The 26,801-nt window shown below is 62.1% G+C and carries 26 protein-coding genes and 1 pseudogene; 15 read left to right on the forward strand and 12 right to left on the reverse strand.

Annotation, left to right across the window (positions count from 1 at the left end):
• Positions 1–191: 191 nt before the first annotated feature.
• Complete coding sequence (locus tag LMH93_RS25490) at positions 192–2,642, forward strand: penicillin-binding protein 1A (RefSeq protein ID WP_371914699.1); 2,451 nt, start codon at positions 192–194, stop codon at positions 2,640–2,642.
• A 394-nt stretch (positions 2,643–3,036) separates the two neighbouring features.
• Here LMH93_RS25490 and LMH93_RS25495 read toward each other — a convergent pair whose 3' ends face one another.
• The 4 genes from LMH93_RS25495 to rpmE all read right to left on the reverse strand — a co-directional run bounded on the left by LMH93_RS25495 (position 3,037) and on the right by rpmE (position 6,843).
• Positions 3,037–3,987 carry an IS110 family transposase gene (locus LMH93_RS25495; RefSeq protein WP_004577666.1) on the reverse strand — a complete coding sequence of 317 codons (951 nt, stop codon included), beginning with the start codon at positions 3,985–3,987 and terminating at the stop codon, positions 3,037–3,039.
• Positions 3,988–4,356: 369 nt separating this feature from the next.
• Complete coding sequence (locus LMH93_RS25500; RefSeq protein WP_003249133.1) at positions 4,357–5,625, reverse strand: malic enzyme-like NAD(P)-binding protein; 1,269 nt, start codon at positions 5,623–5,625, stop codon at positions 4,357–4,359.
• A 178-nt stretch (positions 5,626–5,803) separates the two neighbouring features.
• Positions 5,804–6,625 carry a thermonuclease family protein gene (locus LMH93_RS25505; RefSeq protein ID WP_185279804.1) on the reverse strand — a complete coding sequence of 274 codons (822 nt, stop codon included), beginning with the start codon at positions 6,623–6,625 and terminating at the stop codon, positions 5,804–5,806.
• A 2-nt stretch (positions 6,626–6,627) separates the two neighbouring features.
• Positions 6,628–6,843, reverse strand: coding sequence for a 50S ribosomal protein L31 (gene rpmE / locus LMH93_RS25510; protein WP_003249127.1), 216 nt, complete (start codon positions 6,841–6,843; stop codon positions 6,628–6,630).
• Between the two features lie 167 nt (positions 6,844–7,010).
• On the opposite strand from rpmE, the gene LMH93_RS25515 reads away from it, so the two are divergent.
• The 3 genes from LMH93_RS25515 to LMH93_RS25525 all read left to right on the forward strand — a co-directional run bounded on the left by LMH93_RS25515 (position 7,011) and on the right by LMH93_RS25525 (position 11,854).
• Positions 7,011–9,230, forward strand: a complete 2,220-nt coding sequence (locus LMH93_RS25515; protein WP_230064724.1) for a primosomal protein N' — start codon at positions 7,011–7,013, stop codon at positions 9,228–9,230.
• Positions 9,231–9,417: 187 nt separating this feature from the next.
• Positions 9,418–11,154, forward strand: a complete 1,737-nt coding sequence (argS, locus tag LMH93_RS25520) for an arginine--tRNA ligase (protein WP_003249124.1) — start codon at positions 9,418–9,420, stop codon at positions 11,152–11,154.
• A gap of 1 nt (position 11,155) precedes the next feature.
• Positions 11,156–11,854 (forward strand): SPOR domain-containing protein, encoded by a 699-nt coding sequence (locus LMH93_RS25525; RefSeq protein ID WP_003249122.1) that lies wholly within the window; start codon positions 11,156–11,158, stop codon positions 11,852–11,854.
• A gap of 91 nt (positions 11,855–11,945) precedes the next feature.
• Here the strand turns inward: LMH93_RS25525 and LMH93_RS25530 are convergent, their stop codons facing one another.
• Positions 11,946–12,365 carry an NINE protein gene (locus LMH93_RS25530; protein WP_003249120.1) on the reverse strand — a complete coding sequence of 140 codons (420 nt, stop codon included), beginning with the start codon at positions 12,363–12,365 and terminating at the stop codon, positions 11,946–11,948.
• A gap of 166 nt (positions 12,366–12,531) precedes the next feature.
• Here LMH93_RS25530 and LMH93_RS25535 point away from each other — a divergent pair, with 166 nt between their 5' ends.
• Positions 12,532–13,158 carry a C40 family peptidase gene (locus tag LMH93_RS25535; protein ID WP_003249118.1) on the forward strand — a complete coding sequence of 209 codons (627 nt, stop codon included), beginning with the start codon at positions 12,532–12,534 and terminating at the stop codon, positions 13,156–13,158.
• Between the two features lie 127 nt (positions 13,159–13,285).
• Here LMH93_RS25535 and LMH93_RS25540 read toward each other — a convergent pair whose 3' ends face one another.
• Complete coding sequence (locus LMH93_RS25540; protein ID WP_098089513.1) at positions 13,286–14,284, reverse strand: type IV pilus twitching motility protein PilT; 999 nt, start codon at positions 14,282–14,284, stop codon at positions 13,286–13,288.
• A 65-nt stretch (positions 14,285–14,349) separates the two neighbouring features.
• Between LMH93_RS25540 and LMH93_RS25545 the strand changes: the two genes are divergently transcribed.
• From LMH93_RS25545 to LMH93_RS25585, 9 genes are all read left to right on the forward strand, one after another.
• Positions 14,350–15,036, forward strand: coding sequence for a YggS family pyridoxal phosphate-dependent enzyme (locus tag LMH93_RS25545; RefSeq protein WP_004575484.1), 687 nt, complete (start codon positions 14,350–14,352; stop codon positions 15,034–15,036).
• A 38-nt stretch (positions 15,037–15,074) separates the two neighbouring features.
• Positions 15,075–15,893 (forward strand): pyrroline-5-carboxylate reductase, encoded by an 819-nt coding sequence (gene proC, locus LMH93_RS25550; protein ID WP_004575483.1) that lies wholly within the window; start codon positions 15,075–15,077, stop codon positions 15,891–15,893.
• A 10-nt stretch (positions 15,894–15,903) separates the two neighbouring features.
• The gene (locus LMH93_RS25555) at positions 15,904–16,494 is read left to right on the forward strand and encodes a YggT family protein (protein WP_012053960.1); all 591 of its coding nucleotides are present in this window, start codon (positions 15,904–15,906) and stop codon (positions 16,492–16,494) included.
• A gap of 99 nt (positions 16,495–16,593) precedes the next feature.
• On the forward strand, positions 16,594–17,733 hold the full coding sequence (gene metX / locus LMH93_RS25560; protein ID WP_003249108.1) for a homoserine O-succinyltransferase MetX: 1,140 nt from the start codon (positions 16,594–16,596) through the stop codon (positions 17,731–17,733).
• Between the two features lie 7 nt (positions 17,734–17,740).
• A complete protein-coding gene (gene metW / locus LMH93_RS25565; RefSeq protein ID WP_003249106.1) occupies positions 17,741–18,361 on the forward strand; it encodes a methionine biosynthesis protein MetW in 621 nt (206 codons plus the stop codon).
• Positions 18,362–18,383: 22 nt separating this feature from the next.
• Positions 18,384–18,818: a DUF4426 domain-containing protein gene (locus LMH93_RS25570; protein ID WP_012053961.1), complete on the forward strand. Its 435-nt coding sequence runs from the start codon at positions 18,384–18,386 to the stop codon at positions 18,816–18,818.
• Positions 18,815–19,411 carry an RdgB/HAM1 family non-canonical purine NTP pyrophosphatase gene (gene rdgB, locus LMH93_RS25575; protein ID WP_004575480.1) on the forward strand — a complete coding sequence of 199 codons (597 nt, stop codon included), beginning with the start codon at positions 18,815–18,817 and terminating at the stop codon, positions 19,409–19,411. Before LMH93_RS25570 ends, rdgB begins: the two co-directional genes overlap by 4 nt.
• Complete coding sequence (gene hemW, locus LMH93_RS25580) at positions 19,408–20,583, forward strand: radical SAM family heme chaperone HemW (RefSeq protein WP_003249098.1); 1,176 nt, start codon at positions 19,408–19,410, stop codon at positions 20,581–20,583. Before rdgB ends, hemW begins: the two co-directional genes overlap by 4 nt.
• A 9-nt stretch (positions 20,584–20,592) precedes the next feature.
• Complete coding sequence (locus LMH93_RS25585; protein ID WP_003249095.1) at positions 20,593–20,919, forward strand: DUF3392 domain-containing protein; 327 nt, start codon at positions 20,593–20,595, stop codon at positions 20,917–20,919.
• Positions 20,920–21,127: 208 nt separating this feature from the next.
• On the opposite strand, the gene trmB is transcribed toward LMH93_RS25585, so the two are convergent.
• From trmB to LMH93_RS25605, 4 genes are all read right to left on the reverse strand, one after another.
• Positions 21,128–21,850, reverse strand: a complete 723-nt coding sequence (gene trmB / locus LMH93_RS25590) for a tRNA (guanosine(46)-N7)-methyltransferase TrmB (protein WP_004575478.1) — start codon at positions 21,848–21,850, stop codon at positions 21,128–21,130.
• 9 nt (positions 21,851–21,859) lie between these two features.
• Complete coding sequence (locus tag LMH93_RS25595; RefSeq protein WP_003249091.1) at positions 21,860–22,672, reverse strand: thiazole synthase; 813 nt, start codon at positions 22,670–22,672, stop codon at positions 21,860–21,862.
• A gap of 54 nt (positions 22,673–22,726) precedes the next feature.
• Positions 22,727–22,927: a sulfur carrier protein ThiS gene (gene thiS, locus LMH93_RS25600; RefSeq protein ID WP_003249090.1), complete on the reverse strand. Its 201-nt coding sequence runs from the start codon at positions 22,925–22,927 to the stop codon at positions 22,727–22,729.
• 102 nt (positions 22,928–23,029) lie between these two features.
• A complete protein-coding gene (locus LMH93_RS25605) occupies positions 23,030–23,401 on the reverse strand; it encodes a DUF423 domain-containing protein (RefSeq protein WP_010955645.1) in 372 nt (123 codons plus the stop codon).
• A 29-nt stretch (positions 23,402–23,430) separates the two neighbouring features.
• Between LMH93_RS25605 and mtgA the strand changes: the two are divergent.
• A pseudogene (mtgA, locus tag LMH93_RS25610) lies at positions 23,431–24,176 on the forward strand (monofunctional biosynthetic peptidoglycan transglycosylase).
• A 372-nt stretch (positions 24,177–24,548) separates the two neighbouring features.
• Here the strand turns inward: mtgA and LMH93_RS25615 are convergent.
• A protein-coding gene (locus LMH93_RS25615) for an IS3 family transposase (protein ID WP_156747497.1) occupies positions 24,549–25,768 on the reverse strand; the annotation gives its coding sequence in 2 pieces (ribosomal slippage) (positions 24,549–25,420 and positions 25,420–25,768; 1,221 coding nt in all).
• A gap of 117 nt (positions 25,769–25,885) precedes the next feature.
• Positions 25,886–26,740 carry an RNA polymerase sigma factor RpoH gene (gene rpoH, locus LMH93_RS25620; RefSeq protein WP_003249083.1) on the reverse strand — a complete coding sequence of 285 codons (855 nt, stop codon included), beginning with the start codon at positions 26,738–26,740 and terminating at the stop codon, positions 25,886–25,888.
• Between the last annotated feature and the right edge of the window lie 61 nt (positions 26,741–26,801).

The raw sequence follows: 26,801 nt of genomic DNA on the forward strand, positions 1-26,801 counted from the left end.
GTCTGTTGCAGCTGCCAAGCGCAGCCACCTGTCGCAACCCCGCGGCAACACCGAGCCGGGGCTACTCATCGAGTCGACGGGTAGCCTGGCCGGTCACCCGGAGAGGCGAAAAATGCTTATAATGCCCAGCGTTTTTTGGTCCACCGGACCTGCGTGCAATCCACTCCCAACCTGGACACCGAAAAGCCTTGATACGTCTGCTGAAGTTCTTCTGGTGGTCTTCCGTCGCAGTCATCTGCGCGCTCGTACTCGGTGTGAGCGGTGCGTTTCTGTATCTTAGCCCCAGCCTGCCCTCGGTCGAGTCCCTCAGAAGCATCCAGTTGCAGATCCCCCTCAGGGTGTACAGCAGCGATGGCAAGCTGATTGCCGAATTCGGCGAAATGCGCCGCTCGCCGATCCGCTTCGCGGAAATTCCCCCACAATTCATTCAGGCGCTGCTGTCAGCCGAGGACGACAATTTCCTCAACCACTACGGTGTCGACCCCAGCAGCCTGATGCGCGCCGCGACCCAGCTGGTGAAAACCGGTCATATCCAGACCGGCGGCAGCACCATCACCATGCAGGTGGCGAAGAACTTCTTCCTCACCAGCGAACGCAGCTTCTCACGCAAGACCAACGAAATCCTGCTGGCCCTGCAGATCGAGCGTGAGCTGACCAAGGACGAAATCCTTGAGCTGTACGTGAACAAGATCTACCTGGGCAACCGCGCCTACGGTATCGATGCAGCAGCACAGGTGTATTACGGCAAGTCCATCCGTGACGTGAGCCTGGCGCAGATGGCGATGATCGCCGGCCTGCCCAAGGCACCGTCGCGCTTCAACCCGCTGGCCAACCCGGTGCGCGCCAAAGAGCGCCGCGACTGGATCCTTGGGCGCATGTACAAGCTAGGCAAGATCGACCAGGCCAGCTATGAGGCCGCCCTGGCCGAGCCGCTCAACGCCAGCTATCACGTGCCGACGCCTGAGGTGAATGCCCCGTACATCGCCGAAATGGCCCGCGCGGAAATGGTCGGCCGCTACGGCAGCGACGCCTACACCGAAGGCTTCCGCGTCACGACCACCGTGCCTAGCGACATGCAGGAAATGGCCAACAAGGCCGTCCTCAAGGGCCTCTCCGATTACGATGAGCGCCACGGCTACCGTGGCCCTGAAGCACGCTTCCCGGGCCGCACCCACGCAGCCTGGCTGCAGGAGCTGGGCAAGCAACGCACCCTTGGCGGCCTGGAGCCAGCCATTGTCACCCAGGTGGAACACACCGGCCTCAAGGTGCTGACCCGTGACGGCCAAGAGGCGCAGGTTGCCTGGGACACCATGAAATGGGCGCGCCCGTTCATCAACAACAACGCCCAGGGCCGTTCACCGCAATTGCCGGCCGACGTGGCCCAGGTCGGTGACCTGGTGCGCCTGCAACGCCTTGACGATGGCACATTGAAGTTCAGCCAGGTGCCCGTTGCGCAGAGTGCCCTGGTCACCCTCGACCCGAACAACGGCGCCATCCGCGCCCTGGTCGGCGGTTTCTCGTTCGAACAGAGCAATTACAACCGCGCCGTGCAGGCCAAGCGCCAACCGGGCTCGAGTTTCAAACCCTTCATCTACAGCGCCGCGCTGGACAGCGGCTACACCGCTTCCAGTCTGGTCAACGATGCGCCGATCGTGTTCGTTGACGAGTCGGTGGATAAAGTGTGGCGACCGAAGAACGATACCAACACCTTCCTCGGCCCTATCCGCATGCGTGAGGCGCTGTACAAGTCACGTAACCTGGTGTCGATCCGCCTGCTGCAAGCCATGGGCGTGGACCGCACCATCGACTACATCGCCAAGTTTGGCTTCAACAAGCAGGACCTGCCGCGCAACCTGTCGCTGGCCCTGGGCACCGCCACCCTGACCCCGATGGAAATCGCCACCGGCTGGAGCACCTTTGCCAACGGTGGGTACAAGATCACCCCGTACCTGATCGAGCGCATCGAGAGCCGCAGCGGCGAGACACTGTTCACCGCCAACCCGGCCCGCGTACCGCAAGGTGCCCAAGACCAGGCGGGCCTGGCCGCACCCGAGCAGCCAATCAGCACTGCGGCCATGCCGGGCGAAGCACCTTCTGCCTTGAGCCAGGTGGCCGCGGCACCGCAAGCGCCGGCAGTGGCCGAACAGATCATCGACGGGCGTACCACCTACATCCTCACCAGCATGCTGCAGGACGTGATCAAGCGCGGCACCGGCCGCCGGGCGCTGGCCTTGGGCCGCACCGACCTGGCGGGCAAGACAGGTACGACCAACGAATCCAAGGACGCCTGGTTCTCCGGTTACAACGCCGATTACGTGACTACCGTTTGGGTCGGCTTCGACCAACCGGAAACCCTCGGCCGCCGCGAATATGGCGGGACTGCGGCACTGCCGATCTGGATGAACTTCATGGGCGCGGCGCTCAAGGACAAGCCTGCGCATGCCCCGGCAGAGCCGGAGGGCATTCTCAGCTTGCGCGTCGACCCGGTCAGCGGGCGCGCGGCATCGCCGGGCACACCGAATGCCTACTTCGAGCTGTTCAAAGCCGAAGATTCGCCGCCGTCGGTGGACGAGCTGGGCAATGGCGCGGCACCGGGCAGCCCGCTGCCAGCCGATGAAGCGACGCCGATGGATCTGTTCTAAGGCAGGGCGCCTGACTCAGGTTTTGCGTGGGCGCGTGAATCGAGCGCCGCCCGCGCGGCGCATCGCGACGCAAGGCCGCTCCCACATCTGCTGCAACGTGCCGAACCTGCCAGGCCATGGTTGCCCGCCTGGGTGCATGCCTTGAGACAGGCGGGGCGGCATCAATGCCCACCTCCAAATCCAGTCATGCCAGCAAGGCTGACAACCATGGCCGCACAGGCATGGCCACGTTGCAACAAATGTGGGAGCAACTGTCTTGCTCAATTTCTAAAAGCTGGCGCCTTCCCTGTGGGAGCGGGCTTGCCCGCGAACACGGGCGAAGCCCGTGCAATCCACCACGGTGTTGGCTTCGCGGGCAAGCCCGCTTCCACGCGGCTCACGCTGCGTTCTGGATTTACGTTGTACTTTCAGGCTGCGGTAGCACTAGATCGAGCCATGATGTACCCGTTCTGAGCATGGCATTTAACCGCACGATGAACGTTCTCATGCAGGCCACGATAGCGACTTTGGGAAGTTTTCCGCGCTCCCGCAGTGACTGATAACGAGCCTTGAGTGCTGGGTTGTATCTCATCGCCACAAGGCATGCCATGTACAGCGATCGCCTGACCGCAAATCGTCCGCCAGAGATAGAGCGCTTGCCCATGAATTTCCCGCTGTCGTGGTTGAAGGGCGCCACTCCGACCAGGGAGGCAATTTCTCTGGATTCAACCCGACCCAGCTCCGGCAGCAGCGCTACTAGCTTGCCCGCTGTCACCATCCCAATGCCTTTCACTTTAATCAGTTGGGTAACCCGTTCGTCGTTCAGCATCGCGGTTTGCTGTTCGATCTCACGCTCAACCAGTTTGATCTGCGCTTTGAAGTGTTTCAGGTTGGCATTCAGGTAGTTAGCAACTGCAGTCGATTGCACCTGCTTCAGGCGCCGCAGGTCGTCATCTCGCTGTTGAACCAACCGATCACGTTGCTGAAGCAACTCTCGCAGAAGCGCTCGTTCGGGGCTGATTCGCAGGGAGGGTTGATCTGGAATGACTTCGGCATAGTGCGCCAGAACCTCGGCGTCGATGGCGTCAGTCTTGGCCTTGATGCCTAGAGAGTCAGCGAATGACCTGGCTCGCCTGGGATTAACGCGTATGACCTTGTAGCCAGCGTCCTGTAGAAAACGCATGACATCTCGCTCGTAGCCACCCGTCGCCTCTAACAGGACGCGCTTGATACTGAGCTTGCGAAGGCTCTCCAGTAGCGCCTCAAAGCCTGTGGGATCATTGCTTAAATGCATTTTGATGCCCTGTGGCCGCACCGCAGCATCAAGGGAGAGACTGGAAACATCGATACCCAAGAAGGAAGCCATCACCAAAACCTCCTAAACTCAACACAGTGAGAGGACTTTGGCTTGGCCCACGCTTGTGATTCGAGATCAGAGCCGCATCCAACTGTTCGGGCTCTCGCCAAAGTGGAACGGTGAATGGCAGCTTGTGCTCCCACACGTGCTCAAGGCACCTACGGCATTCAGCTTGCCATTCACCGCTCTCACTCCAGATTCTAATCCCCCATCAAGACACAAGCGGCCTTGCGTCGCGATGCGCCGCGCGGGCGGCGCTCGATCTGATAGGCGCCACAAGTGCCCTGACGAACACCTTGCAGCCCTGACACATTCCCAAGCCCCAACAAAAAGCCCCGGCTCATGCGAGCCGGGGCTTTTTTATGTCGCTTGCGGCAATCAGCCGTTGAACACTTCATCCACGCTGGTCAGCGGGTAGTGCTTCGGATATGGCAGGGTAGCCACGCCGGATTCGATGGCAGCCTTGGCCACAGCATCGGAAACGACGGTGATCAAGCGTGCATCCAGCGGCTTCGGAATGATGTACTCACGGCCGAACTCCAGGCCTTCAACGCCATAGGCTTCGCAAACTTCCTTCGGCACTGGCAGCTTGGCCAGGTCTTTCAGGGCGATAGCGGCAGCGATCTTCATCTCTTCGTTGATACGCTTGGCGCGAACGTCCAGAGCACCACGGAAGATGAACGGGAAGCCCAGTACGTTGTTGACCTGGTTCGGGTAGTCGGAACGACCGGTCGCCATGATCACGTCGTTGCGAGTGGCGTGCGCCAGCTCTGGCGAGATTTCCGGGTCCGGGTTCGAGCAGGCGAACACGATCGGGTTGGCAGCCATCGACTTCAGGCCTTCCGGGCTCAGCAGGTTCGGGCCAGACAGACCTACGAACACGTCGGCACCGTCAAGGGCGTCGGCCAGGGTGCGCTTGTCGGTCGCGTGGGCGAACTGCGCCTTGTACTGGTTCAGGTCGTCACGGCCAGCGTGGATCACGCCACTACGGTCGATCATGAAGATGTTCTCGACCTTCGCACCCATGCTTACCAGCAGCTTCATGCAGGAAATGGCAGCAGCGCCGGCGCCCAGGCAGACGATCTTGGCGTCTTCCAGTTTCTTGCCAGCGATTTCCAGGGCGTTGATCATGCCGGCGGCAGTCACGATGGCAGTACCGTGCTGGTCATCGTGGAACACCGGGATGTCGCACTGTTCGATCAGGGTACGTTCGATTTCAAAGCACTCAGGCGCCTTGATGTCTTCAAGGTTGATGCCACCGAAGGTGATCGAAATGCGGCGAACGGTGTCGATGAACGCTTGCGGGCTTTCCGATTCGACTTCGATGTCGAACACATCGATACCGGCGAAACGCTTGAACAGAACACCCTTGCCTTCCATGACCGGCTTGGAAGCCAGTGGGCCGAGGTCACCCAGACCGAGGATGGCAGTGCCATCGGAAATCACCGCAACCAGGTTGCCTTTGCCGGTGTATTTGTAAGCCAGCTCTGGATCACGGCCAATTTCGCGCACCGGCTCTGCAACACCTGGGCTGTAGGCCAGGGCGAGGTCACGGGCGGTGGCAGTGGGCTTGGAGAGTTCAACGCTCAGTTTCCCCGGACGAGGTTGAGCGTGATATTCGAGAGCGGCGGTTTTCAGGTCTGACATGGTGGGCATTCCGCTATTTACTGTTCTGACGGACCGCCGAGGATACGCAAAGAGCCGGGGAGCCACAAGACTGGCCGGTCACTTGTGTCAAGGCCTTTAGCCTACGACTTTACGCTACAACCCACGGGGGCATACGACCAACAGTGTGTACAATCTCGTAGCGAAATGTCTACATCTTTTAACCTGAAATGCGCTCCAACATGCTTGGATCGGTCAATGGCAACACCCAACGTCGCTGCCCGGGCTTGAGGCCACCCCTGCGGGAACGATCCAGCACCCAGCCGCGCGCTTCGACCTGGCGTCCCTTGAGATTATCGAAGAAGCTGGCAGGGAAGTTGCGCTGCAGACGAGCGGGAACCTGCAGTACCAGGGTACCGCCCAGGGTAAGCCAGACCCCACCACGATTTCGCTCGATGCCTTCGATACGACCACGCACAACAGCGAAACCTGACTGCCTGACATCGCTTGCAGCCACTACGGGCGAACGCCGCCACAGGCCAACGCCAGCCTGGCGCGCTACTTGTTCGGCAAGCTGCTGGCAACCACTGAAACGCACATTAGGGGCAATGGCCACGCGGTAGCCCAAGCCCTCGCTAAGCAATTGTGCTTCCAGATTGTCGCCATTGCGGCTGTAGATGTGCGCCAGTGTGCGACCGTACTTGTCCTTACCTTCAACACCAGGCACCAGCCCGACACGATCGTCATTGGCCTTTACCAAGGCCTGCAATCGCCGCCTGGCAGCTTCGGCATAGGGCTCACTGGTACGCCCCTTGCGGCCTATTTCCGGGGCATTGATACCGATCAGCCGCACACTGCGGCCATCGACCAGACGCAAGGTGTCGCCATCAACCACCTGTCGTACCGCTACCCATTGGGGATTATCCGGCTGTGGGCAGAACGCCAGGACCGGGAAATGCCAGATAACGCCCACAAAAAAGGCGCCCACAAGGGACGCCTTCTTCAGCAACAATGCGAAGCCCGAAGGATTCGCCCTGCGCATGATTACTTCTTGGCACCGAACATGCCGAAGCGATCGGCGAACTTCTGTACGCGACCACCGGTGTCCAGAACTTTCTGCTTACCGGTGTAGAACGGGTGGCACAGGTTGCAAACGTCGATCGACAGGACGTTGCCCAGGGTCGAACGAGTTTCGAACTTGTTACCGCAGCTGCAGGTGACTGCAACTACTTCGTAGTTCGGGTGGATACCTTCTTTCATGGTCACTTCCTCGAGCTGCGTGCCGCCACCCAACACCAATTGTTGAATACCGCACGTAATTAGGCGGCGAATAATACCAGAGCACACCGTCAGCGCAAGATGTCGCTTGCACCGACCGTCGTCTGCTAGGCTCGCCAGTCCTTGTAACGCCCTCCGAGACTTTCCGCGTGTCCGACGTCATCCTGCGCCTTGCCCTGCCCTCTCCGCTGCGCCGCCTGTTCGACTACAAGGCGCCGGCGAGCATGGCGCGCCAGACCTTGACCCCTGGCATGCGCATCCGCGTGCCCTTTGGCCGCCGCGAAATGATCGGTGTGCTGATAGAGGTGTGCACGCAGAGCGAAGTGCCCGCCGACAAACTGAAGCCGGCCACTGCCCTGCTCGACCCGGTGTCCCCCATCCCCGCGTCGCTGTTCAAGCTGTGCCTGTGGACCGCCCAGTACTACCAGCACAGCCTGGGCGATACCCTGAGCTGGGCGCTGCCCACGCTACTGCGCCAGGGTGAAGCCGCCGAAATGCGCCAGGAACGCTTCTGGCACATCGCCCCTGGCGCCCGCCTGGAGGACCCGCGCATCGCCCGCGCGCCGCGCCAGCGCGACACCCTCAAGACCCTGGCCCAGCACCCGCACGGCGTGGCCCACAGCCTGCTGGCCAAACTCAACCTGAACAAGGACAGCCTCGACCTGCTGCTGGCCAAGGATCTGGTGCAGATCGAGACGCGCCGCCACTTGCCGGCCCTGCGCCATGAGCACTGGCTGGCACAGCCGGAACTCCCCCTCAACGAAGAGCAACGCGATGCCTTCGACGCCGTGTGCGAGGGCTTTGGCGGTTTCGGCGCGTTCTTGCTGGCCGGCGTCACCGGCAGTGGCAAGACCGAGGTCTACCTGCAACTGATCCGCGAAACCCTGGAGGCCGGCAAGCAGGCGCTGGTGCTGATCCCGGAGATCAACCTCGGCCCGCAAACCCTGGCGCGCTTCGAGCAACGCTTCAACGCGCGCATTGCCCTGCTGCACTCTGCGGTGAACGACCGCGAACGCCTGGATGCCTGGCTGGCGGCACGGGACGGCGAGGCCGATATCATCATCGGCACCCGCTCGGCATTGTTCACGCCGATGAAAAACCCCGGCCTGATCATCATCGACGAAGAGCACGACGGCTCCTATAAACAGCAGGAAGGCCTGCGGTACCACGCCCGCGACCTGGCACTGGTACGCGCTCACCAGGAGAACATCCCGATCCTGCTCGGCTCCGCCACACCGTCACTGGAAACCCTGCACAACGCCCTGACCGGCCGCTACCGCCTGCTGCGTATGAACCAACGCGCCGGGGGGGCACGCCCGCCGCGCATGCTGCGCCTTGATGTGAAGAGCCTGCCACTGGACAGCGGCATCAGTGGCCCGCTGCAGCAGGCTATCCGACAGACCCTGGAAGCTGGCCAACAAGTGCTGGTGTTCCTCAACCGCCGCGGCTTTGCCCCAACCTTGCTGTGCCACGATTGTGGCTGGCTGTCCGAATGCCCACGCTGCGATGCGCGCATGACCGTGCACCAGCGCTCCGGCGTGCTGCGCTGCCACCACTGTGGCTATGACGAACGCCTGCCGCACCAGTGCCCGCAATGCAACCACGTCGACCTGCGCCCGGTCGGTGCCGGTACCGAGCGCGCCGAAGAGCGCCTGAAGGTGCTGTTCCCGGATTACCCGATCCTGCGCGTGGACCGCGACAGCACGGCGCGCAAGGACGCCATGCACAACCTGTTCAGCACCATCCAGCGCGGCCAGCCAAGCATCCTCGTCGGCACCCAGATGCTCGCCAAGGGCCACCACTTCCCGCGGGTGACCCTGGTGGCCATCCTTGATGCCGATGGCGGGCTGTTTTCCGGTGACTTCCGCGCCAGCGAGCGCATGGCACAACTTATCGTACAGGTGGCCGGGCGGGCCGGGCGGGCCGAAGAGCCCGGCAAGGTCATCATCCAGACCCACCTGGCCGACCACCCACTGTTGGTCCAGCTAACCGAGCAAGGCTACTTCGCCTTCGCCGAACAGGCCCTGGACGAACGCCGAGCCGCCGGGCTGCCGCCCTACTCGCACCTGGCCTTGCTGCGTGCCGAAGCACACAAGCCGGGGCAGGCCGAAGGTTTCCTCGACGAAGCCTGTGCCGCCGCCGAGCGCCTGGTGGCCGAACAGCACCTGCCGGGCATCGAACTGCTGGGCCCGGTACCGGCGCCCATGGAGCGCCGCGCCGGACGATTCCGCGCACAATTGTTGATACAGGCCAATACCCGGGCGCCGTTGCATCGACTGATCAGCGCCTGGTTGCTAGTGTTGGAACAGTTGCCGAGCGGGCGCCAGGTGCGCTGGTCGCTGGATGTCGACCCGGTAGACCTGTATTGAGCTGCAAGCTGCGAGTGACCAGCGGCAAGCAAGCGCCGGGCGGGTGCGATGCCGCTTTTTCTTGCCGCTTGTGGCCCCCAGCTTGCCGCCCAAAGGTTGGCAACCTGCTCCCGGCAACGGATAATGCCCAGTTTTTCCACCTGCGCATCCAGGCGCTCACCGCGCTTGCGGTCGAAAAGAGATCCCCATGAAAGACACCATTCGCCAGCTGATCCAGCAAGCCCTCACCCAACTCGTCACCGACGGTGTGCTGCCTGAAGGGCTGTCGCCGGCGATCCAGGTGGAAAACGCCCGGGACAAGACCCACGGCGACTTCGCCAGCAACATCGCCATGATGCTGGCCAAGCCGGCCGGCATGAAGCCGCGCGACCTCGCCGAAAAACTGATCAACGCCCTGCCGGCCAGCGCCGACATCAGCAAGGTCGAGATTGCAGGCCCCGGCTTCCTCAACTTCTTCCAGAACACCGACGCCCTGGCCAACCGCCTGGATGCCGCTCTGGCCGACGCCCACCTGGGTGCACGCAAAGCCGGCCCGGCGCAAAAGGTGGTGATCGACATGTCGGCGCCCAACCTGGCCAAGGAAATGCACGTCGGCCACCTGCGCTCGACCATCATCGGCGACAGCGTTGCGCGCGTGCTGGAGTTCCTGGGCGACAACGTCATCCGCCAGAACCACGTCGGCGACTGGGGTACCCAGTTCGGCATGCTGATGGCCTACCTGCAGGAAAACCCGATCACCAGCGACGAGCTGTCGGACCTGGAAAACTTCTACCGCGCGGCGAAGAAACGCTTCGATGAATCGGAAGAGTTCGCCACTCGCGCCCGCGGCCTGGTGGTCAAGCTGCAAGCCGGTGACCCCGAGTGCCTGGCCCTTTGGACACGCTTCAAGGACATCTCGCTGTCGCACTGCCAGAAGACCTACGAGCTGCTCAACGTCAAACTGACCATGGCCGACGTGATGGGCGAAAGCGCCTACAACGACGACTTGGCCAACGTGGTGGCCGACCTCAAGGCCAAGGGCCTGCTGGTCGAAGACCAGGGCGCCCAATGCGTGTTCCTCGACGAGTTCAAGAACAGCGAAGGCGACCCCCTGCCGGTGATCGTGCAGAAGGCTGACGGCGGCTATCTGTACGCCACCACCGACCTGGCTGCCGTGCGTTACCGCAGCAACGTGTTGAAGGCTGACCGCGCACTGTACTTCGTCGACCAGCGCCAGGCCCTGCACTTCAATCAGGTGTTCGAAGTAGCCCGCCGCGCTGGCTTCGTCGGCCACCCGATGCAAATGGAGCACATGGGCTTCGGCACCATGAACGGCGCCGACGGCCGCCCGTTCAAGACCCGTGACGGCGGCACCGTGAAGCTGATCGACCTGCTCACCGAGGCCAAGGAGCGCGCCTACGCGCTGGTCAAGGAAAAGAACCCGAGCCTGGCCGACGACGAACTGCGCCACATCGGCGAGGTGGTGGGCATTGGCGCGGTGAAATACGCCGACCTGTCCAAGCACCGCACCAGCGACTACAGCTTCAACTTCGAGCTGATGCTCAACTTCGAAGGCAACACCGCCCCTTACCTGCTGTACGCTTACACCCGCGTAGCCGGCGTGTTCCGCAAGCTGGGCAAAGGCTTTGACGAAGTCGACGGCAAAATCGTGCTGCACGCAGCCCACGAGCAGGACTTGGCCGCGCGCCTGGCGCAGTTTGGCGAAATCCTCAACAACGTCGCCGAAAAAGGCACGCCGCACGTATTGTGCAGCTACCTGTACGACTTGGCCGGCCTGTTCTCGAGCTTCTACGAGAACTGCCCGATCCTCGCTGCCGAAACCCCTTCGCAGCAGCAGAGCCGGCTGCGCCTGGCCGCCCTGACCGGCCGCACCCTCAAACAAGGTCTGGAACTGCTCGGCCTGGAAACCCTGGAGCGCATGTAAGTTGGCTGCCAAGAAAAAACCTGCCCCGAAACGCGGCGCCAGCCGCCAGACGGCACCGGCCAAACAGCCGATCCCCGGCTGGGTATGGCTGGCGGTCGGCCTGACCGTAGGCGCGTTCATCGTGTTCCTGATGAAGCTCGAACCCGGTGGCGATGACATCAAGCGCACCAAGCCCGAGCAGGAGAAACCGGCGAAAACGGCCGAAGCCGGCAAGCCCGCGCAAGCTACCCCGCAACAGCCGGTGAAGCCGAAGTACGACTTCTACACCCTGCTGCCGGAGTCTGAGGTGATCGTGCCGCCGGAAGCCGTACCGGAGAAAACGCCACCGGTGCCGGCCCAGCCGGTAACCCCGGTGACACCAGCAGAAGCGGCAAAAATCGACACGGCGAGGGCCCAGGCAGCGCTGCTCGGCCAGACCCCGCCGCCGCCACCGCCCGTGATCAAGCCGGCGGCGACCACGCAGTACTTCCTTCAGGCCGGCTCGTTCCGCAAGCAGGCCGATGCTGACAAGGTACGGGCACAGATCATCCTGCTGGGCCAGTCCGTGAAAGTGGAGTCGGGCACGGTCAAGGATGAAACCTGGTACCGCGTGCTGGTCGGGCCGTTCAGCAACCGCGAGCAGTTGACCGGGGCACAGAAGCAGCTGGCTGGGGCCGGATTCAGCAACCTGTTGCTGCAACAGCGGCAGACCCGCCAGTAACAAAGAAGGCCTTGCCGCGGCGGCGCGACAAGGCCTTTTTCATGGGGGGCTGGCTTGCCCCTGAATGGGCTCTAAAACAGCCCCGGTACCGTCAGCCCCGCCCCGCATTCCTCTCGGACACCTGGCTGTTCAACGTCCAGAAGTCATACAGCACCCCCACCAGGAACAACCCGCCGGTAAAGAAGTAGATGATCGCGGTGATCCATTTGCCCTGATACAGCCGGTGCAGGCCAAACACCCCCAGGAAGGTCAGCAGAATCCAGGCGATGTTGTAGTCGATACGCCCGGACTGAAACCTCAGGTCGGCTTCACGGTCCATGGACGGGATCAGGAACAGGTCAATCAACCAACCAATGCCCAGCAAGCCGAAGGTGAAGAACCAGATGGTCCCGGTAATCGGCCTGCCGTAATAGAAACGATGGGACCCGGTGAAGCCGAAAATCCACAGCAGGTAGCCAATGGTTTTGCTGTGGGTGTCGTGAAAGGGCACCCCCTGTTGATAACTGTTCATTCATAGCCCCCGTGGGTTATCCGAAAATTTTCTAAGAAAAAATGTGACTTTCTCGTCGCTACCCGACATACGGCGCCTAGGCAAACGACCAACGGATCAATAACTGATCAAAAAGCTGTTATAAAGTTGCGCGCCCAACACATAACTATTCATAAGAGCTTCATCTATGCCGCCTTTGATCAAGACATGGCTGACCCTCTGCCTATTATTGCCCCTGGCCGCCCACGCCACCAATCGTGAGCAACGTCTTCCCAATGGTTTCACCGGCTACACGACCAACGCGTCGGTGAAACACGCACCCGCCAAGCAGACCGCGCTGCGCGCCCGCCCAAGCAATGCCGTCAGCAACCGCGGTGCGAATGTCGCCGCCATGTCGCCGAAGCAAAGCAGCGATGTGCTGAGCCGTGCGGTAAATGTGCTCGGTACCCCTTATGTTTGGGGCGGCAGCAGCCCGAAAAAAGGCTTTGACTGCAGCGGGCTGGTCAAATACGCCTTCAACGACGTCGCCGACGTCGACCTGCCGCGCACCTCCAATGCCATGGCCCAGGGCCATGGGGTGAAGGTGGCCAAGGGTGATCTGAAGCCTGGCGACCTGATCTTCTTCAACATCAAGAGCCGTCGGGTCAATCACGTCGCCATCTACCTGGGTAACGACCGCTTCATCCACGCGCCACGCCGTGGCAAGCGGGTGAGTATCGACACCTTGAGCAAGCCTTACTGGCAGAAGCACTACGTGGTGGCCAAACGGGTGCTGCCGAAAGAGCAGCAACAGCTGAGTCTGGCCAAGCGTTAATCTGATCGGCGCTATCCGGTACCGGCCCCTTCGCGGGCACGCCCGCTCCCACAGGTACCGCGTCGCTCTCGCGGGCAGCGCCATACCTGTGGGAGCGGGCGCCCCCGCGAAAGGGCCTTTGCAGGTACTACAAGCCTTTGATCAACCCTCGCTCCCTCAGCCTCCGCAACGCCCCCTCCATCGTCAGCATCCCCTCCGCCGCCCCGCCCTGCATCACCGAAGACAACTGCGCCAACCGCCCCTCCCGAATCAGGTTACGCACCGCCGGCGTCGCCACCAGCACTTCCCGCGCAGCCACCCGCCCACCCCCCACGCGCCTGACCAGCACCTGCGCGACCACCAGGCGCAGCGACTCGGCCAGCATCGCCCGCACCAACGGCTTTTCCTCGGCAGCAAAAACCTCCACCAACCTGTCGATGCTGCTGGTCGCCGAACGCGCATGCACGGTTGCCAGCACCAGGTGCCCGGTTTCGGCCGCGCGCAGGGCCAGGCGAATGGTTTCCAGGTCGCGCAACTCGCCGATCATGATCACGTCGGGGTCCTGGCGCAGCGCACTGCGCAGCCCCTGAGCAAAGCCGCGACTATGGCGCCCCATCTCACGCTGGTTGACCAGGCTGCGCTGGCTGGCATGGATGACCTCGACAGGGTCTTCCAGGGTAATGATGTGCAGCGCCCGCTCGCGGTTCAGCTGGTCGAGTAGCGTTGCCAGGGTACTGGACTTGCCACTGCCGGTCGGCCCGCCCACGAGGATCAAGCCATCCCGGCATTGCGCAACAGCTTGAAACACATCCGCAAGGTCCAGCTCACTCACCGTCGCAATGCGCCCCGGAATCAACCGAAAGGTAACCGCCGGGCCATTCAACTGGCGAAACAGGTTCAGCCGAAAGCGCCCAAGCGCCGGCAACTCCAGCGCAAGGTCCATTTCATCGCCTTGGGCCCACTGCCGGCGCTGGTCGTCATCCAGCACGCTCGCCATGCCCTCGATCAAGGCACCCTGGCTCAAGGGCGGCAAGCCCATACGCTGCAACTCGCCATCCAGGCGCAGCATCGGAATCTGGCCCGTCGCCAGGTGCAGGTCTGAAGCCCCCGCATCCACAGCTCGGGCCAACAGGTCGGTCACATCCATGAGACTCCCCAAAGGCCTTCAAGCAGGTAGAATGCCGCAGACCCTACAGCTGCCGGCATCGATCCATGTCCACCCTAGCAGACAACCTTTCCGCGATTTCCGCCCGTATCGCCAGTGCTGCCCAGGCAGTCGGGCGTGATCCGGCCAGCGTCCAGTTGCTGGCCGTGAGCAAGACCAAGCCCGCCAGCGCTATCCGCGAGATCCATGCCGCCGGTGTGCGCGACTTCGGGGAGAATTACCTACAGGAAGCACTGACAAAGCAGCAGGCCCTCAGCGACTTGCCCTTGATCTGGCACTTCATCGGCCCCATTCAGTCGAACAAGACCAAAGCCATCGCCGAGCATTTCGACTGGGTGCATTCCGTGGACCGCCTGAAAATTGCTCAACGCCTGTCGGAACAGCGCCCTGCCGGGTTGGCGCCGCTGAACATCTGCCTGCAGGTAAACGTCAGCGGCGAAGACAGTAAATCCGGCTGCACCCCGGCCGACCTACCCGCGTTGGCCAAAGCCGTAGCCGCACTGCCCAACCTGCGCCTGCGCGGGCTGATGGCAATCCCGGAACCCACCGAAGACCGCGCCACCCAGGAGGCCGCCTTCGCCAGCCTGCGCAAGTTGCAGGAAGGCCTGGGGTTTGGCCTGGACACCCTGTCCATGGGCATGAGCCACGACCTGGAAGCGGCTATCGCCCAGGGCGCGACGTGGGTACGAATTGGCACGGCCCTGTTCGGCGCCCGCGACTACGGCAACACCTGATTCCATGCTTCACTCACTCTTTTCCACAAGGACCTGACATGAGCAAGACACGTATTGCCTTTATCGGCGCCGGCAACATGGCCGCCAGCCTGATCGGTGGTCTGCGTGCCCAGGGCCTGGACGCCTCGCAGATCCGCGCCAGCGACCCGGGCGCCGAGACCCGCAGTCGCATCCAGGCCGAGCACGGCATTGAAGCCTTCGAGGACAACGCCCAGGCCATCGATGGCGCTGACGTCATCGTGCTGGCGGTCAAGCCACAAGTCATGAAAACCGTATGTCAGGCACTGCAACCCAACCTGCAGGATGGCCAGCTGATCGTTTCAATCGCCGCCGGCATCACGTGCGCCAGCCTGCAAAGCTGGGTGGGTGCTCGCCCGGTGGTGCGCTGCATGCCCAACACCCCGGCATTGCTGCGCCAAGGCGTGAGCGGCCTGTACGCCACCGCTGAAGTGTCCGGCGAACAGCGTCAGCAGGCCGAACAACTGCTGTCGGCCGTGGGCACCGCCCTGTGGCTGGAGCAAGAACAGCAACTGGACGCCGTGACAGCTGTGTCCGGCAGTGGCCCGGCGTACTTCTTCCTGCTGATCGAGGCCATGACCGCGGCAGGCGAAAAACTCGGCCTGCCACGCGAAACGGCCTCCCAACTGACCTTGCAGACGGCCCTGGGCGCCGCGCGCATGGCAGTTGCAAGCGATGTCGATGCCGCTGAACTGCGCCGCCGCGTCACTTCGCCCGCCGGCACCACGGAAGCGGCGATCAAGTCGTTCCAGGCCAGCGGCTTCGAAGCCATCGTCGAGCAGGCGCTGCAGGCTGCAGCCACGCGCTCTGCCGAGCTGGCCGAACAACTGGGCAAATAAGGAGTTTTAGATGAATGCACTGTCAGGCGCCGCGATTTTCGTGGTGCAAACCCTGGTCAGCCTTTACCTGGTCATCGTCCTGCTGCGCTTCGTGCTGCAACTGGTCAAGGCCAACTTCTACAACCCGCTGTGCCAGTTCGCCGTTCGTGCCACCCAACCGCTGCTCAAGCCGATCCGCCGGATCATCCCTAGCGTTGGCGGGCTGGATACCTCGTCGCTACTGCTGGCGGTGGTCATCCAGGCCTTGCTGATGGGCTTTGTGCTGATGGTCACCTACGGTACCTTCGGCGACGTCCTGCACCTGCTGATGTGGGCGATCATCGGCATCACCTCGCTGTTCCTGAAGATTTTCTGGGTGGCGATGATCGTCATGGTGATCGTTTCCTGGGTTGCCCCCAACAGCCACAACCCGGCGGCCGAACTGGCCTACCAGATCAGCGAGCCCGTGCTGGCGCCGTTCCGCCGCCTGGTGCCAAACCTGGGCGGCATGGACATCTCGCCGATCTTCGCCTTCCTGGCGATCCAGGTGATCCAGTCGTTTGTCATGCCTCCGCTGGCCGCCTACGCGGGTATGCCTCAAGAGCTGTGGCGAATGATCTGAGGCTCGCCAGAGCCAGCGTGCCCCCAGTCGCAAGCCTTTGCTTGCCGCTGGGGGTAGCGCTCTTTAGACTTACGCCTCCGTCAAGCGTGAGCAGGGTCGATGTCAACTGTCTTTCCCGAAGATTCCGTCGGTCTGGTAGTACCGCAAACCGCCCGGTTCGATGAACCGCTGGCACTGGCCTGTGGCCGTTCACTGGCCAGTTACGAACTGGTCTACGAGACCTATGGCACCCTGAACGCCAGCGCGAGCAACGCCGTGCTGATCTGCCATGCCCTGTCCGGCCACCACCATGCCGCTGGCTACCATGCCGCCACCGACCGCAAGCCGGGCTGGTGGGACAGCTGCATCGGCCCTGGCAAACCGATCGACACCAACCGCTTCTTCGTGGTCAGCCTGAACAACCTCGGCGGCTGCAACGGCAGCACCGGCCCCAGCAGTGTCAACCCGGCCACCGGCAAGCCATATGGCGCCGAGTTCCCGGTATTGACCGTGGAAGACTGGGTGCACAGCCAGGCACGGCTGGCCGACCGCCTGGGCATCCAGCAGTGGGCAGCTATCGTCGGCGGTAGCCTGGGGGGCATGCAGGCGCTGCAATGGACGATGACCTACCCCGAGCGCGTACGCCACTGCGTCGACATTGCCTCGGCACCCAAGCTGTCGGCGCAGAACATCGCCTTCAACGAGGTGGCGCGTCAGGCCATTCTTACCGACCCCGAGTTCCATGGAGGCTCGTTCCAGGACCAGGGCGTGATCCCCAAGCGCGGCCTGATGCTGGCACGCATGGTCGGCCACATTACCTATCTGTCCGATGATTCGATGGGTGAAAAATTCGGCCGAGAGCTGAAAAGCGACAAGCTCAACTACGACTTCCACAGCGTCGAGTTCCAGGTCGAAAGCTATCTGCGCTATCAGGGCGAGGAGTTTTCCGGCCGTTTCGACGCCAACACCTACCTGCTGATGACCAAGGCACTGGACTATTTCGACCCGGCCGCCACGCACGGTGGTGATCTGGCCGCCACCCTGGCCCACGTCAAGGCAGACTACTGCATCATGTCGTTCACCACCGACTGGCGCTTTTCTCCGGCCCGTTCGCGCGAGATCGTCGACGCGCTGATGGCCGCGCGCAAGAACGTCTGCTACCTGGAGATCGATTCGCCCTACGGGCACGATGCCTTCCTGATCCCCACACCTCGCTACATGCAGGGTTTCTCGAACTACATGAACCGCATTGCCATCTGAGGACAGCATGAGAGCCGATCTGGAAATCATCCACGACTGGATCCCCGCCGGCAGCCGGGTACTCGACCTGGGCTGCGGTAGCGGCGAACTGCTGGCCTCGCTGCGTGACCGCAAACAGGTCACCGGCTACGGCCTGGAAATCGACGCCGACAATATCGCCGCCTGCGTGGCCAAGGGCGTCAACGTCATCGAACAGGACCTGGACAAAGGCCTGGGCAACTTCGCCAGCAACAGCTTCGACGTGGTGATCATGACCCAAGCCCTGCAGGCCGTGGAATACCCCGACCGCATCCTCGACGAAATGCTGCGAGTGGGCCGTCAGTGCATCATCACCTTCCCGAACTTCGGCCACTGGCGCTGCCGCTGGTACCTGGCGACCAAAGGCCGCATGCCGGTATCGGACTTCATGCCGTATACCTGGTACAACACGCCGAACATCCACTTCTGCACCTTCGCCGACTTCGAAGAACTTGTGCACGAACGCCGAGCCAAGGTACTCGACCGCCTGGCGGTCGACCACTTGCACCGCAACGGGTGGGGTGGCCGGCTATGGCCTAATCTTCTAGGTGAGATCGGCATCTACCGCGTCAGCAGTCCGGGCCTGCAAGAGCATCAGCTCGCGGTCTGACGCCCACCGGAGGAATCGCACCATGCGTCGCCTAGCCCTGTTCCTGATCAGCCTGTGCCTGGCCCTGCCAGTATTGGCTGCCGATGCCGCACGCCCCGAGCGCAAGGAGGTATTTGGCGACGTGACGGTGCACTACAGCGCATTCACCTCGAGCATGCTCACACCCGAGGTGGCCGCGGCCACCGGCCTGGTTCGCAGCAAGAACCAGGGCGTGCTCAACATTGCCGTGCTCAAGGCCGGCAAACCCACCCCAGCACTGGTCAGCGGTAAGGTCAGAGACCTGACCGGGCGCATCAGCCCGCTGTCGTTCAAGCAGATTACCGAACCGGGCGCGGTGTACTACATCGCCCAGTTCAAGATCGAACAACCAGAAACCGTCACCTTCGACCTGACCATCGAAACCGGCGGCATCAGCAACTCTCTCAGCTTCAACCAGGAAGTGTTCCCAGGCGAATGATGAATTTCCAGCAACTCGTATTGGCCAGCCACAATGCCGGCAAACTGAAGGAACTCCAGGCCATGCTCGGCCATTCCGTGCAACTGCGCTCGATTGGTGAGTTCAGCCAGGTGGAGCCGGAAGAAACCGGCCTGTCGTTCGTCGAGAACGCCATCCTCAAGGCGCGCAACGCCGCACGCATTTCCGGCCTGCCGGCCCTGGCCGATGACTCTGGCCTGGCAGTGGACTTCCTCGGCGGCGCGCCGGGCATCTACTCGGCGCGTTATGCCGACGGCAAAGGTGACGCGGCAAACAATGCCAAGCTGCTCGAAGCCTTGAAAGACGTGCCTGAAGCTGAGCGCAGTGCACAGTTCGTCTGCGTTCTGGCGCTGGTGCGCCACGCCGACGACCCATTGCCGATCCTGTGCGAAGGCCTGTGGCACGGGCGCATCCTGTTCGAGGCCAGCGGCGAGCAGGGCTTTGGCTACGACCCGCTGTTCTGGGTACCGGAGCGCAACTGCTCCAGCGCCGATCTAGCCCCAGCAGACAAGAACCAGCTCAGCCACCGCGCCCGTGCCATGGCCCTGCTGCGCAAACGTCTGGGCCTGGCATGATCGAAATGCTGTCGCCCCCCGGCGCGGCAGGCTTTAGCAGCCTGCCGCCGCTGGCGCTGTACATCCACATTCCGTGGTGCGTACGCAAATGCCCTTATTGCGACTTCAACTCCCACGCAGCCGGGCCTGAACTACCGGAAGATGCCTACGTCACAGCCCTGCTCGACGACCTCGACCAGGAACTGGCTGCCGTACAAGGTCGCCCGATCAGCTCGATCTTCTTCGGTGGCGGTACGCCAAGCCTGTTCAGTGCCAACGCCCTTGGCCGGCTACTGCGTGGCATAGAGCAACGTATTCCGTTCGCGCCAGACATCGAGATCACCCTCGAAGCCAACCCGGGCACCTTCGAGCAGGACAAGTTCAAGGCCTACCGGCAGACCGGTATCAACCGTCTTTCGATCGGCGTGCAGAGCTTCCAGCCAGCCAAGCTGGAGGCACTGGGGCGCATCCACAATGGCGACGAAGCGGTGCGGGCCGCCGACATGGCGCGCGCGGCCGGTTTCGACAATTTCAACATGGACCTGATGCACGGCCTGCCCGACCAGTCGCTGGACGATGCGCTGGGTGACCTGCGCCAGGCCATCGATCTGGGGCCGACACACCTGTCGTGGTATCAGCTGACCGTGGAGCCGAACACGGTGTTCTGGAACCAGCCGCCAGAGCTGCCCGAAGACGATATCCTCTGGGATATTCAGGAAGCCGGCCAAGCGCTGATGGCCGAGCACGGCTACCGCCAGTACGAGGTATCGGCCTACGCCCAGGCAGGCCGCGCCGCCCGGCACAACCTCAACTACTGGCGCTTCGGTGACTTCATCGGCATTGGCGCTGGCGCTCACGGCAAGCTCACCTTTGCCGACGGGCGCATCCTGCGTACCTGGAAGACCCGCCTGCCCAAGGATTACCTGAACCTGGCCAAGCCGTTCAAGGCCGGCGAGAAGCTGCTGCCAGTCGATGAACTACCGTTCGAGTTCCTGATGAACGCCCTGCGCCTGACCGATGGCGTGGAAGCCGAACTGTTCACCCAACGCACCGGCTTGCCGCTGTCACAGCTGCAGGAAGCACGCCGTGCCGCCGAACAAAAGGGCCTTTTGCAGGTCGAACCGGATCGACTGGTAGCCACGCCGAGGGGCCAGTTGTTCCTCAATGACCTGCTGCAGTATTTCTTGACCTAAGGATGACCCATGGATCTGGTACTTGATCTGCTCGCGACGGTTTCCCGCTGGAGCCGCAGCAACCTGTCGGAGATTTCACTGGCCTTGGTAGGCTGCCTGCTGGTGCTGTTCGGCACCGATGTCAAAGCCTGGGCCGAGCAGCGCCTGGGCGGCCTCGCGGGCGCCCTGCGCGTGCCGTTCATGGCGCTGATGGTCATGATCGGTAGCGGTGCTGCGCTGATCTATGCCACACCGTGGGTGGTGAAGGGGCTCAGCCAGTTCAACAACTATGCGTTGGCGCCTGTGTTGCTGGTGGTGCTGGTATTGATTGGCGTGGTGGCAGATCGCCGAGGCTGAGCCAATGGCCCCGGGCCTTTGTAGGAGCGGGTTCACCCGCGAAAGGGCCGGCCGTGCTGGCCAATCTCCACCCGCCGTTCACCGTTGCCGTCACTACCGTATTCGCGGGTGAACCCGCTCCTACAAAGAAAAAACCGCCCTTCTCAAGGCGGTTTTTTTCGCCTGCATTCCTGCAAGCATCGGCACATCGAGAAGCCGTATCAGCCGCTCAATCGACCTTCTCGAACTTCAAGTCCCACACCCCGTGCCCCAGCCGCTCACCGCGGCGTTCGAACTTGGTGATCGGGCGCTCTTCGGGGCGCGGCACATAGGTGCCGTCTGCCGCACGGTTGCGATAGCCAGGAGCTGCGCTCATCACTTCCAGCATGTACTCGGCATACGGCTCCCAATCGGTGGCCATGTGGAACACACCACCAGGCTTGAGCTTGCGACGTACCAGCTCGGCGAACTCCAGCTGGACGATGCGGCGCTTGTGGTGACGCGCCTTGTGCCATGGGTCTGGGAAGAACAGCATCAGGCGATCAAGGCTGTTATCCGCCACGCAGCGGTTCAGCACTTCGATAGCATCGCAGTCATACACCCGCAGGTTTTTCAGCCCCTGGGTCAGCACGCCATTGAGCAGCGCGCCAACACCCGGGCGGTGCACTTCCACACCGATGAAGTCCTGCTCAGGTGCGGCAGCGGCCATTTCCAGCAGGGAATGGCCCATACCGAAGCCGATCTCCAAGGTGCGCGGGGCCGAACGGCCGAACACCTGGTCGTAGTCCACCGGGCTGTCAGCCAGTGGCAGGATGTACAGCGGGCCGCCTTGGTCCAGGCCGCGTTGCTGGCCTTCGGTCATGCGCCCGGCACGCATCACGAAGCTCTTGATGCGGCGGTGTGGGCGGGCTTCGCCGTCGGGGGTGATCGGCGTATCGTGCGATTCAGTCATCAGTTGCTCTTACTTGATCAGACCATCCAGCGGCGAAGAGGCGCTGGCATAGAGTTTCTTCGGCATACGGCCGGCCAGGTAGGCCATGCGACCCGCGACAATGGCGTGTTTCATGGCCTCAGCCATCAGCACCGGCTGCTGGGCGTGGGCGATGGCCGAGTTCATCAGCACTGCCTCACAGCCCATTTCCATGGCGATGGTGGCGTCGGATGCGGTACCCACGCCAGCATCGACCAGCACCGGCACCTTGGATTCTTCCAGGATGATCTGCAGGTTGTAGGGGTTGCAGATACCCAGGCCGGTGCCAATCAGGCCAGCCAACGGCATGACCGCAATACAGCCGACTTCGGCCAGCTGACGGGCGATGATCGGGTCGTCGCTGGTGTAGACCATGACATCGAAACCTTCCTTGACCAGCACTTCGGCGGCCTTGAGGGTTTCGATCACGTTGGGGAACAGGGTTTTCTGGTCGGCCAGCACTTCCAGCTTCACCAGCGTCCGGGACTCGTGCGATTTGCGCCCATCGAGCAGTTCGCGGGCCAGACGGCAAGTGCGTACCGCTTCCACCGCGTCAAAGCAGCCTGCAGTGTTCGGCAGGATGGTGTACTTGTCGGGCGACAGTACATCGAGCAGGTTCGGCTCGCCCGCGTTCTGGCCAAGGTTGGTGCGGCGCACAGCGACAGTGACGATTTCGGCACCCGAGGCCTCGGTGGCCAGGCGGGTTTCTTCCATGTCACGGTACTTGCCGGTACCGACCAGCAGGCGCGACTGGAAAGTACGCCCGGCCAGGGTGAAGGGCTTGTCGCTACGAACGTTGCTCATCGTTGTTCCTCGGGAAAAGGTTGCAGGGCTTGCTTGTGAACCGCCGGGCTGCTGTCAGCCGCCACCGATGGCGTGGACCACTTCGACCTGGTCGCCGTCATTCAGCAGCGTGCTGTCGTGCTGGCTACGCGGCACGATATCCAGGTTCAGTTCCACTGCAACACGGCGCCCGGTCAGTTCCAGGCGCGCCAGCAGGGCTGCAACGCTTTCGCCGGCAGGCAGTTCGTAAGGTTCACCGTTCAATTTAATGCGCATGCGCACGGCCACCATTGTTCTTTGGGGCCAGCATTCTAGCGCCGAACCGCCCTGCAACCCAAGGGCGGTGCGCGCCATTAGTCGTGATTGTGGACCACTCGGTCAACCCAGCCGCCAGGCTGCCAGGCCCAGGCACAGCCAGCCGACAAGGAAGCACAAGCCACCAATCGGGGTGATGATGCCAAGCTTGCCAAGGCCACTGAGGGTCAGCAGGTACAGGCTGCCGGAGAACAGCACGATGCCCAACGCAAACAGGCCGCCAGCCCACCCGACCAGGCGCCCGGGCAGGTGCGCCGAGAGCACCGCAACGCCGAAGATCGCCAAGGCATGGACCAGTTGGTAAGTCACGCCGGTATGGAAGATTGCCAGGTAGTCAGCCGTCAGCCGGTTTTTCAGGCCATGAGCGGCGAAGGCGCCCAGGGCGACACCGGTAAAGCCAAAAAAGGCGGCAAGCATCAGGAAGCTGCGAAGCATGGGACGACTCCTTGTATCGGGTCTGTATAATGGCCCCTTCCACCCTTAGGGCCAAGCCATCGACATGCTGTCAACGCTTATCCGTCGCCTCTCCCGCGCCCTGCTCTGGTTCGTTGCCGGCAGCATCGTGCTGGTGCTGGTGTTCCGCTGGGTACCACCGCCCGGCACGGCGCTGATGGTCGAGCGCAAGGTACAGTCTTGGGTGAATGGTGAACCGATCGACCTGCAGCGCGACTGGGAGCCATGGGAGAACATCTCCGATGAGCTCAAGGTTGCAGTCATTGCTGGCGAGGACCAGAAGTTCGCCAACCACTGGGGCTTCGACCTCCCGGCCATTCAGGCGGCGTTGGCCCACAACGAGCGCGGTGGCAACATTCGCGGCGCCAGCACCCTGACCCAACAAGTGGCCAAAAACCTGTTTCTGTGGTCAGGCCGCAGCTGGTTTCGCAAGGGGCTGGAGGCCTGGTTCACCGCACTGATTGAGCTGTTCTGGTCGAAGGAGCGGATTCTCGAGGTCTATTTGAACAGCGCCGAGTGGGGCAAGGGCGTGTTTGGTGCCCAGGCGGCGGCGCGTTATCACTTTGGTGTCGACGCCAGCCGGCTCAGCCGCCAGCAGGCGGCGCAGCTGGCTGCGGTGCTGCCTAGCCCAATCAAATGGAGTGCCAGCCGGCCGAGTGCCTACGTGGCCAGCCGGGCCGGCTGGATTCGCCGGCAGATGAGCCAGCTGGGCGGGCCCAGCTACCTGATGCAGCTGGACTCATCCAGAAAGCTTTGAATGCAGGCCCGGCCCTTTCGCGGGTAAACCCGCTCCTACGGGCAACCGCATCCTCGGCCTCCTCGCGGGCAAACCCGCGCCTACGGGCAACCGCATCCCCAGCCTCCTCGCGGGCAAACCCGCGCCTACGGGCAACCGCATCCCCGGCCTCTTCGCGGGCAAACCCGCGCCTACGGGCAACCGCATCCCCGGCCTCTTCGCGGGCAAACCCGCGCCTACGGGCAACCGCATCCCCGGCCTCCTCGCGGGCAGACCCGCGCCTACAGGCAACCGCATCCCCTGTAGGAGCGGGTTTACCCGCGAAGAGGCCAGCAAAGCCAGCATGTCTAGTCCTGAAATAGGTTTACACCTGTTCAGGTAGGCCGACAGGCCTCAAAACGCCCGATGCACCGCATCGGGCGTTTTGTTTTTCAGGGCCATATGAGGCCGTTCTGTATTGTAAATCTGCACTGCCTCGTCAACCATCTGCCTCGCTTGTTCCAGATCTTCAGGGCTACTCAACAGCAGCTCCATCTTGAGGATTCCGTTGATTCGCTCGGCCAGCGCGTTCTGGTAGCAGTCATACCCATCAGTCATGGAGCACTGAACGCCGTGCCGTTGATGTAGTGACTGGTATAGCGCCGAGCAATATTGGATTCCTCGATCCGAATGGTGGACTAATGGCTGGCGACGACGGCGCTTTCGTAATGCCTGCTTGAAGGCTTGCGCCACTGACTCGGCATGCAGGCTTTCATGGACGTGGTGGCCAACAATCTTCCTGGAGTACGCATCCGTTACCAGGCTCAGGTACAGCGGGCCCTTGCGTGCGGGCAGGTAAGTAATGTCGGCAACCCAGACGTGCTCCGGCCTTGTCGGAACGATCTGACTTGGGCCGGGTTTGAGTAAATTGGGATGGCGGTAGAAGCGATGAAAGCTTTGTGTTGTCTTGTGATAGGCCCGCTTAGGCAGCACTAGCAAACGGCGCTCTCCCAAGACCTGGAACAGCCTATCTCGGCCGACCTGGAATCGTCTGTCAGGTTGGCAATGCAGCAGATAGTGCAGCTTGCGTGTGCCCAGACGAGGCTGGCGTATCCGGATCTGCTGTACAAACTCAACCACCCGGTCTGCCTGGCGTTCTTTGCCATCAGCAACTCGATTGCGTTTGTAGTAAGCCTGTCGACTGATGCCTAGAAACTGACAAGCCCTGGCAATGCTCAGTCCTGCGACTTGACCTTGCGTGAGGACTTGCCGGATCGCTTTTTTACGACCGAGACACCATAGTCATTTTTCAGAACATCAACGACCGTCTCAAAGAATTGGGCCTTCTGGCTCATCAGCTCAAGCTGCTGCTCAAGCTCTTTGATCCGCTGCTCTGGAGTGAGCGTTTTGGGGTCAGACATCGCGCAGCTCCTCTCGTCGCGGATCGAGGCCCCCTGGCTCCAATCCTGCCGACCGTGCTTACGCAACCATACCAGAACCGTCGAGCGACCCTGGATGCCATACCGCATCTGGGCCTGCTTGTAGGTCAGTTCGCCTTTTTCTATCTGATCAACCACCGCCAATTTAAAAGACAGTGAGTAATCACGCTGTGTGCGCTTTACACCTTGCTCCATCAGACTCTCCGGAAATTCGGGATGGGAGGTGTAAACCTTATTCAGGACGGGACAGCACAAACAAAAAAGCCGCTCACCCCATAGGGCCAGCGGCTTTTCTTTACAACCCAGACTCGATCAGGCAGCGATCAGTGCCTTGACCTTGTTCATCGCATTCTTCTCCAGCTGGCGAATACGCTCAGCCGATACGCTGTACTTGTCTGCCAGTTCATGCAGCGTGGCCTTCTCTTCCGCCAGCCAACGCTGATAGAGAATGTCGCGGCTACGCTCGTCCAGACCTTGCAGCGCTTCGTGCAGGTTGCTGGTGGAATTGTCACTCCAGTCGGCATCCTCCAACTGCACCGCCGGATCGTAACGGTGGTCTTCCAGGTAATGCGCAGGCGACTGGAAGGCGCTGTCGTCGTCAGCTTCCGCTGCCGGATCGAAGGCCATGTCCTGGCCGCTGAGGCGGCTTTCCATCTCGCGCACTTCGCGCGGCTCGACGCCAAGGCTTTCCGCCACGCGATGCACTTCGTCGTTGTTCAGCCACGCCAGGCGCTTCTTCTGGCTACGCAGGTTGAAGAACAGCTTGCGCTGAGCCTTGGTGGTAGCCACTTTGACGATGCGCCAGTTGCGCAGAATGAACTCGTGGATCTCTGCCTTGATCCAGTGCACAGCGAACGACACCAGGCGCACACCCATTTCAGGGTTGAAGCGCTTGACGGCTTTCATCAGGCCGACATTGCCTTCCTGGATCAGGTCAGCCTGGGCCAACCCGTAGCCGGCATAACTACGGGCGATATGTACGACGAAACGCAGGTGGGCCATCACCATCTGACGAGCGGCCTCGACATCCTGCTCATAATAGAGACGCTCGCCCAGATCACGCTCCTGCTCGACCGTCAGCAGCGGGATGCTGTTGACCGTGTGCACATAGGCTTCCAGGTTTGCACCGGGTACCAGGGCATAGGCAGGTTGCAACGATGTGGTCATTCAAGAACCTCCGACTTACAAAACTCGCACCTTGTGGGCGCTGCCAACATTGACCTGGAAC

Source organism: Pseudomonas sp. CIP-10 (assembly GCF_020911845.1).
Classification (GTDB): Bacteria; Pseudomonadota; Gammaproteobacteria; order Pseudomonadales; family Pseudomonadaceae; genus Aquipseudomonas; species Aquipseudomonas alloputida.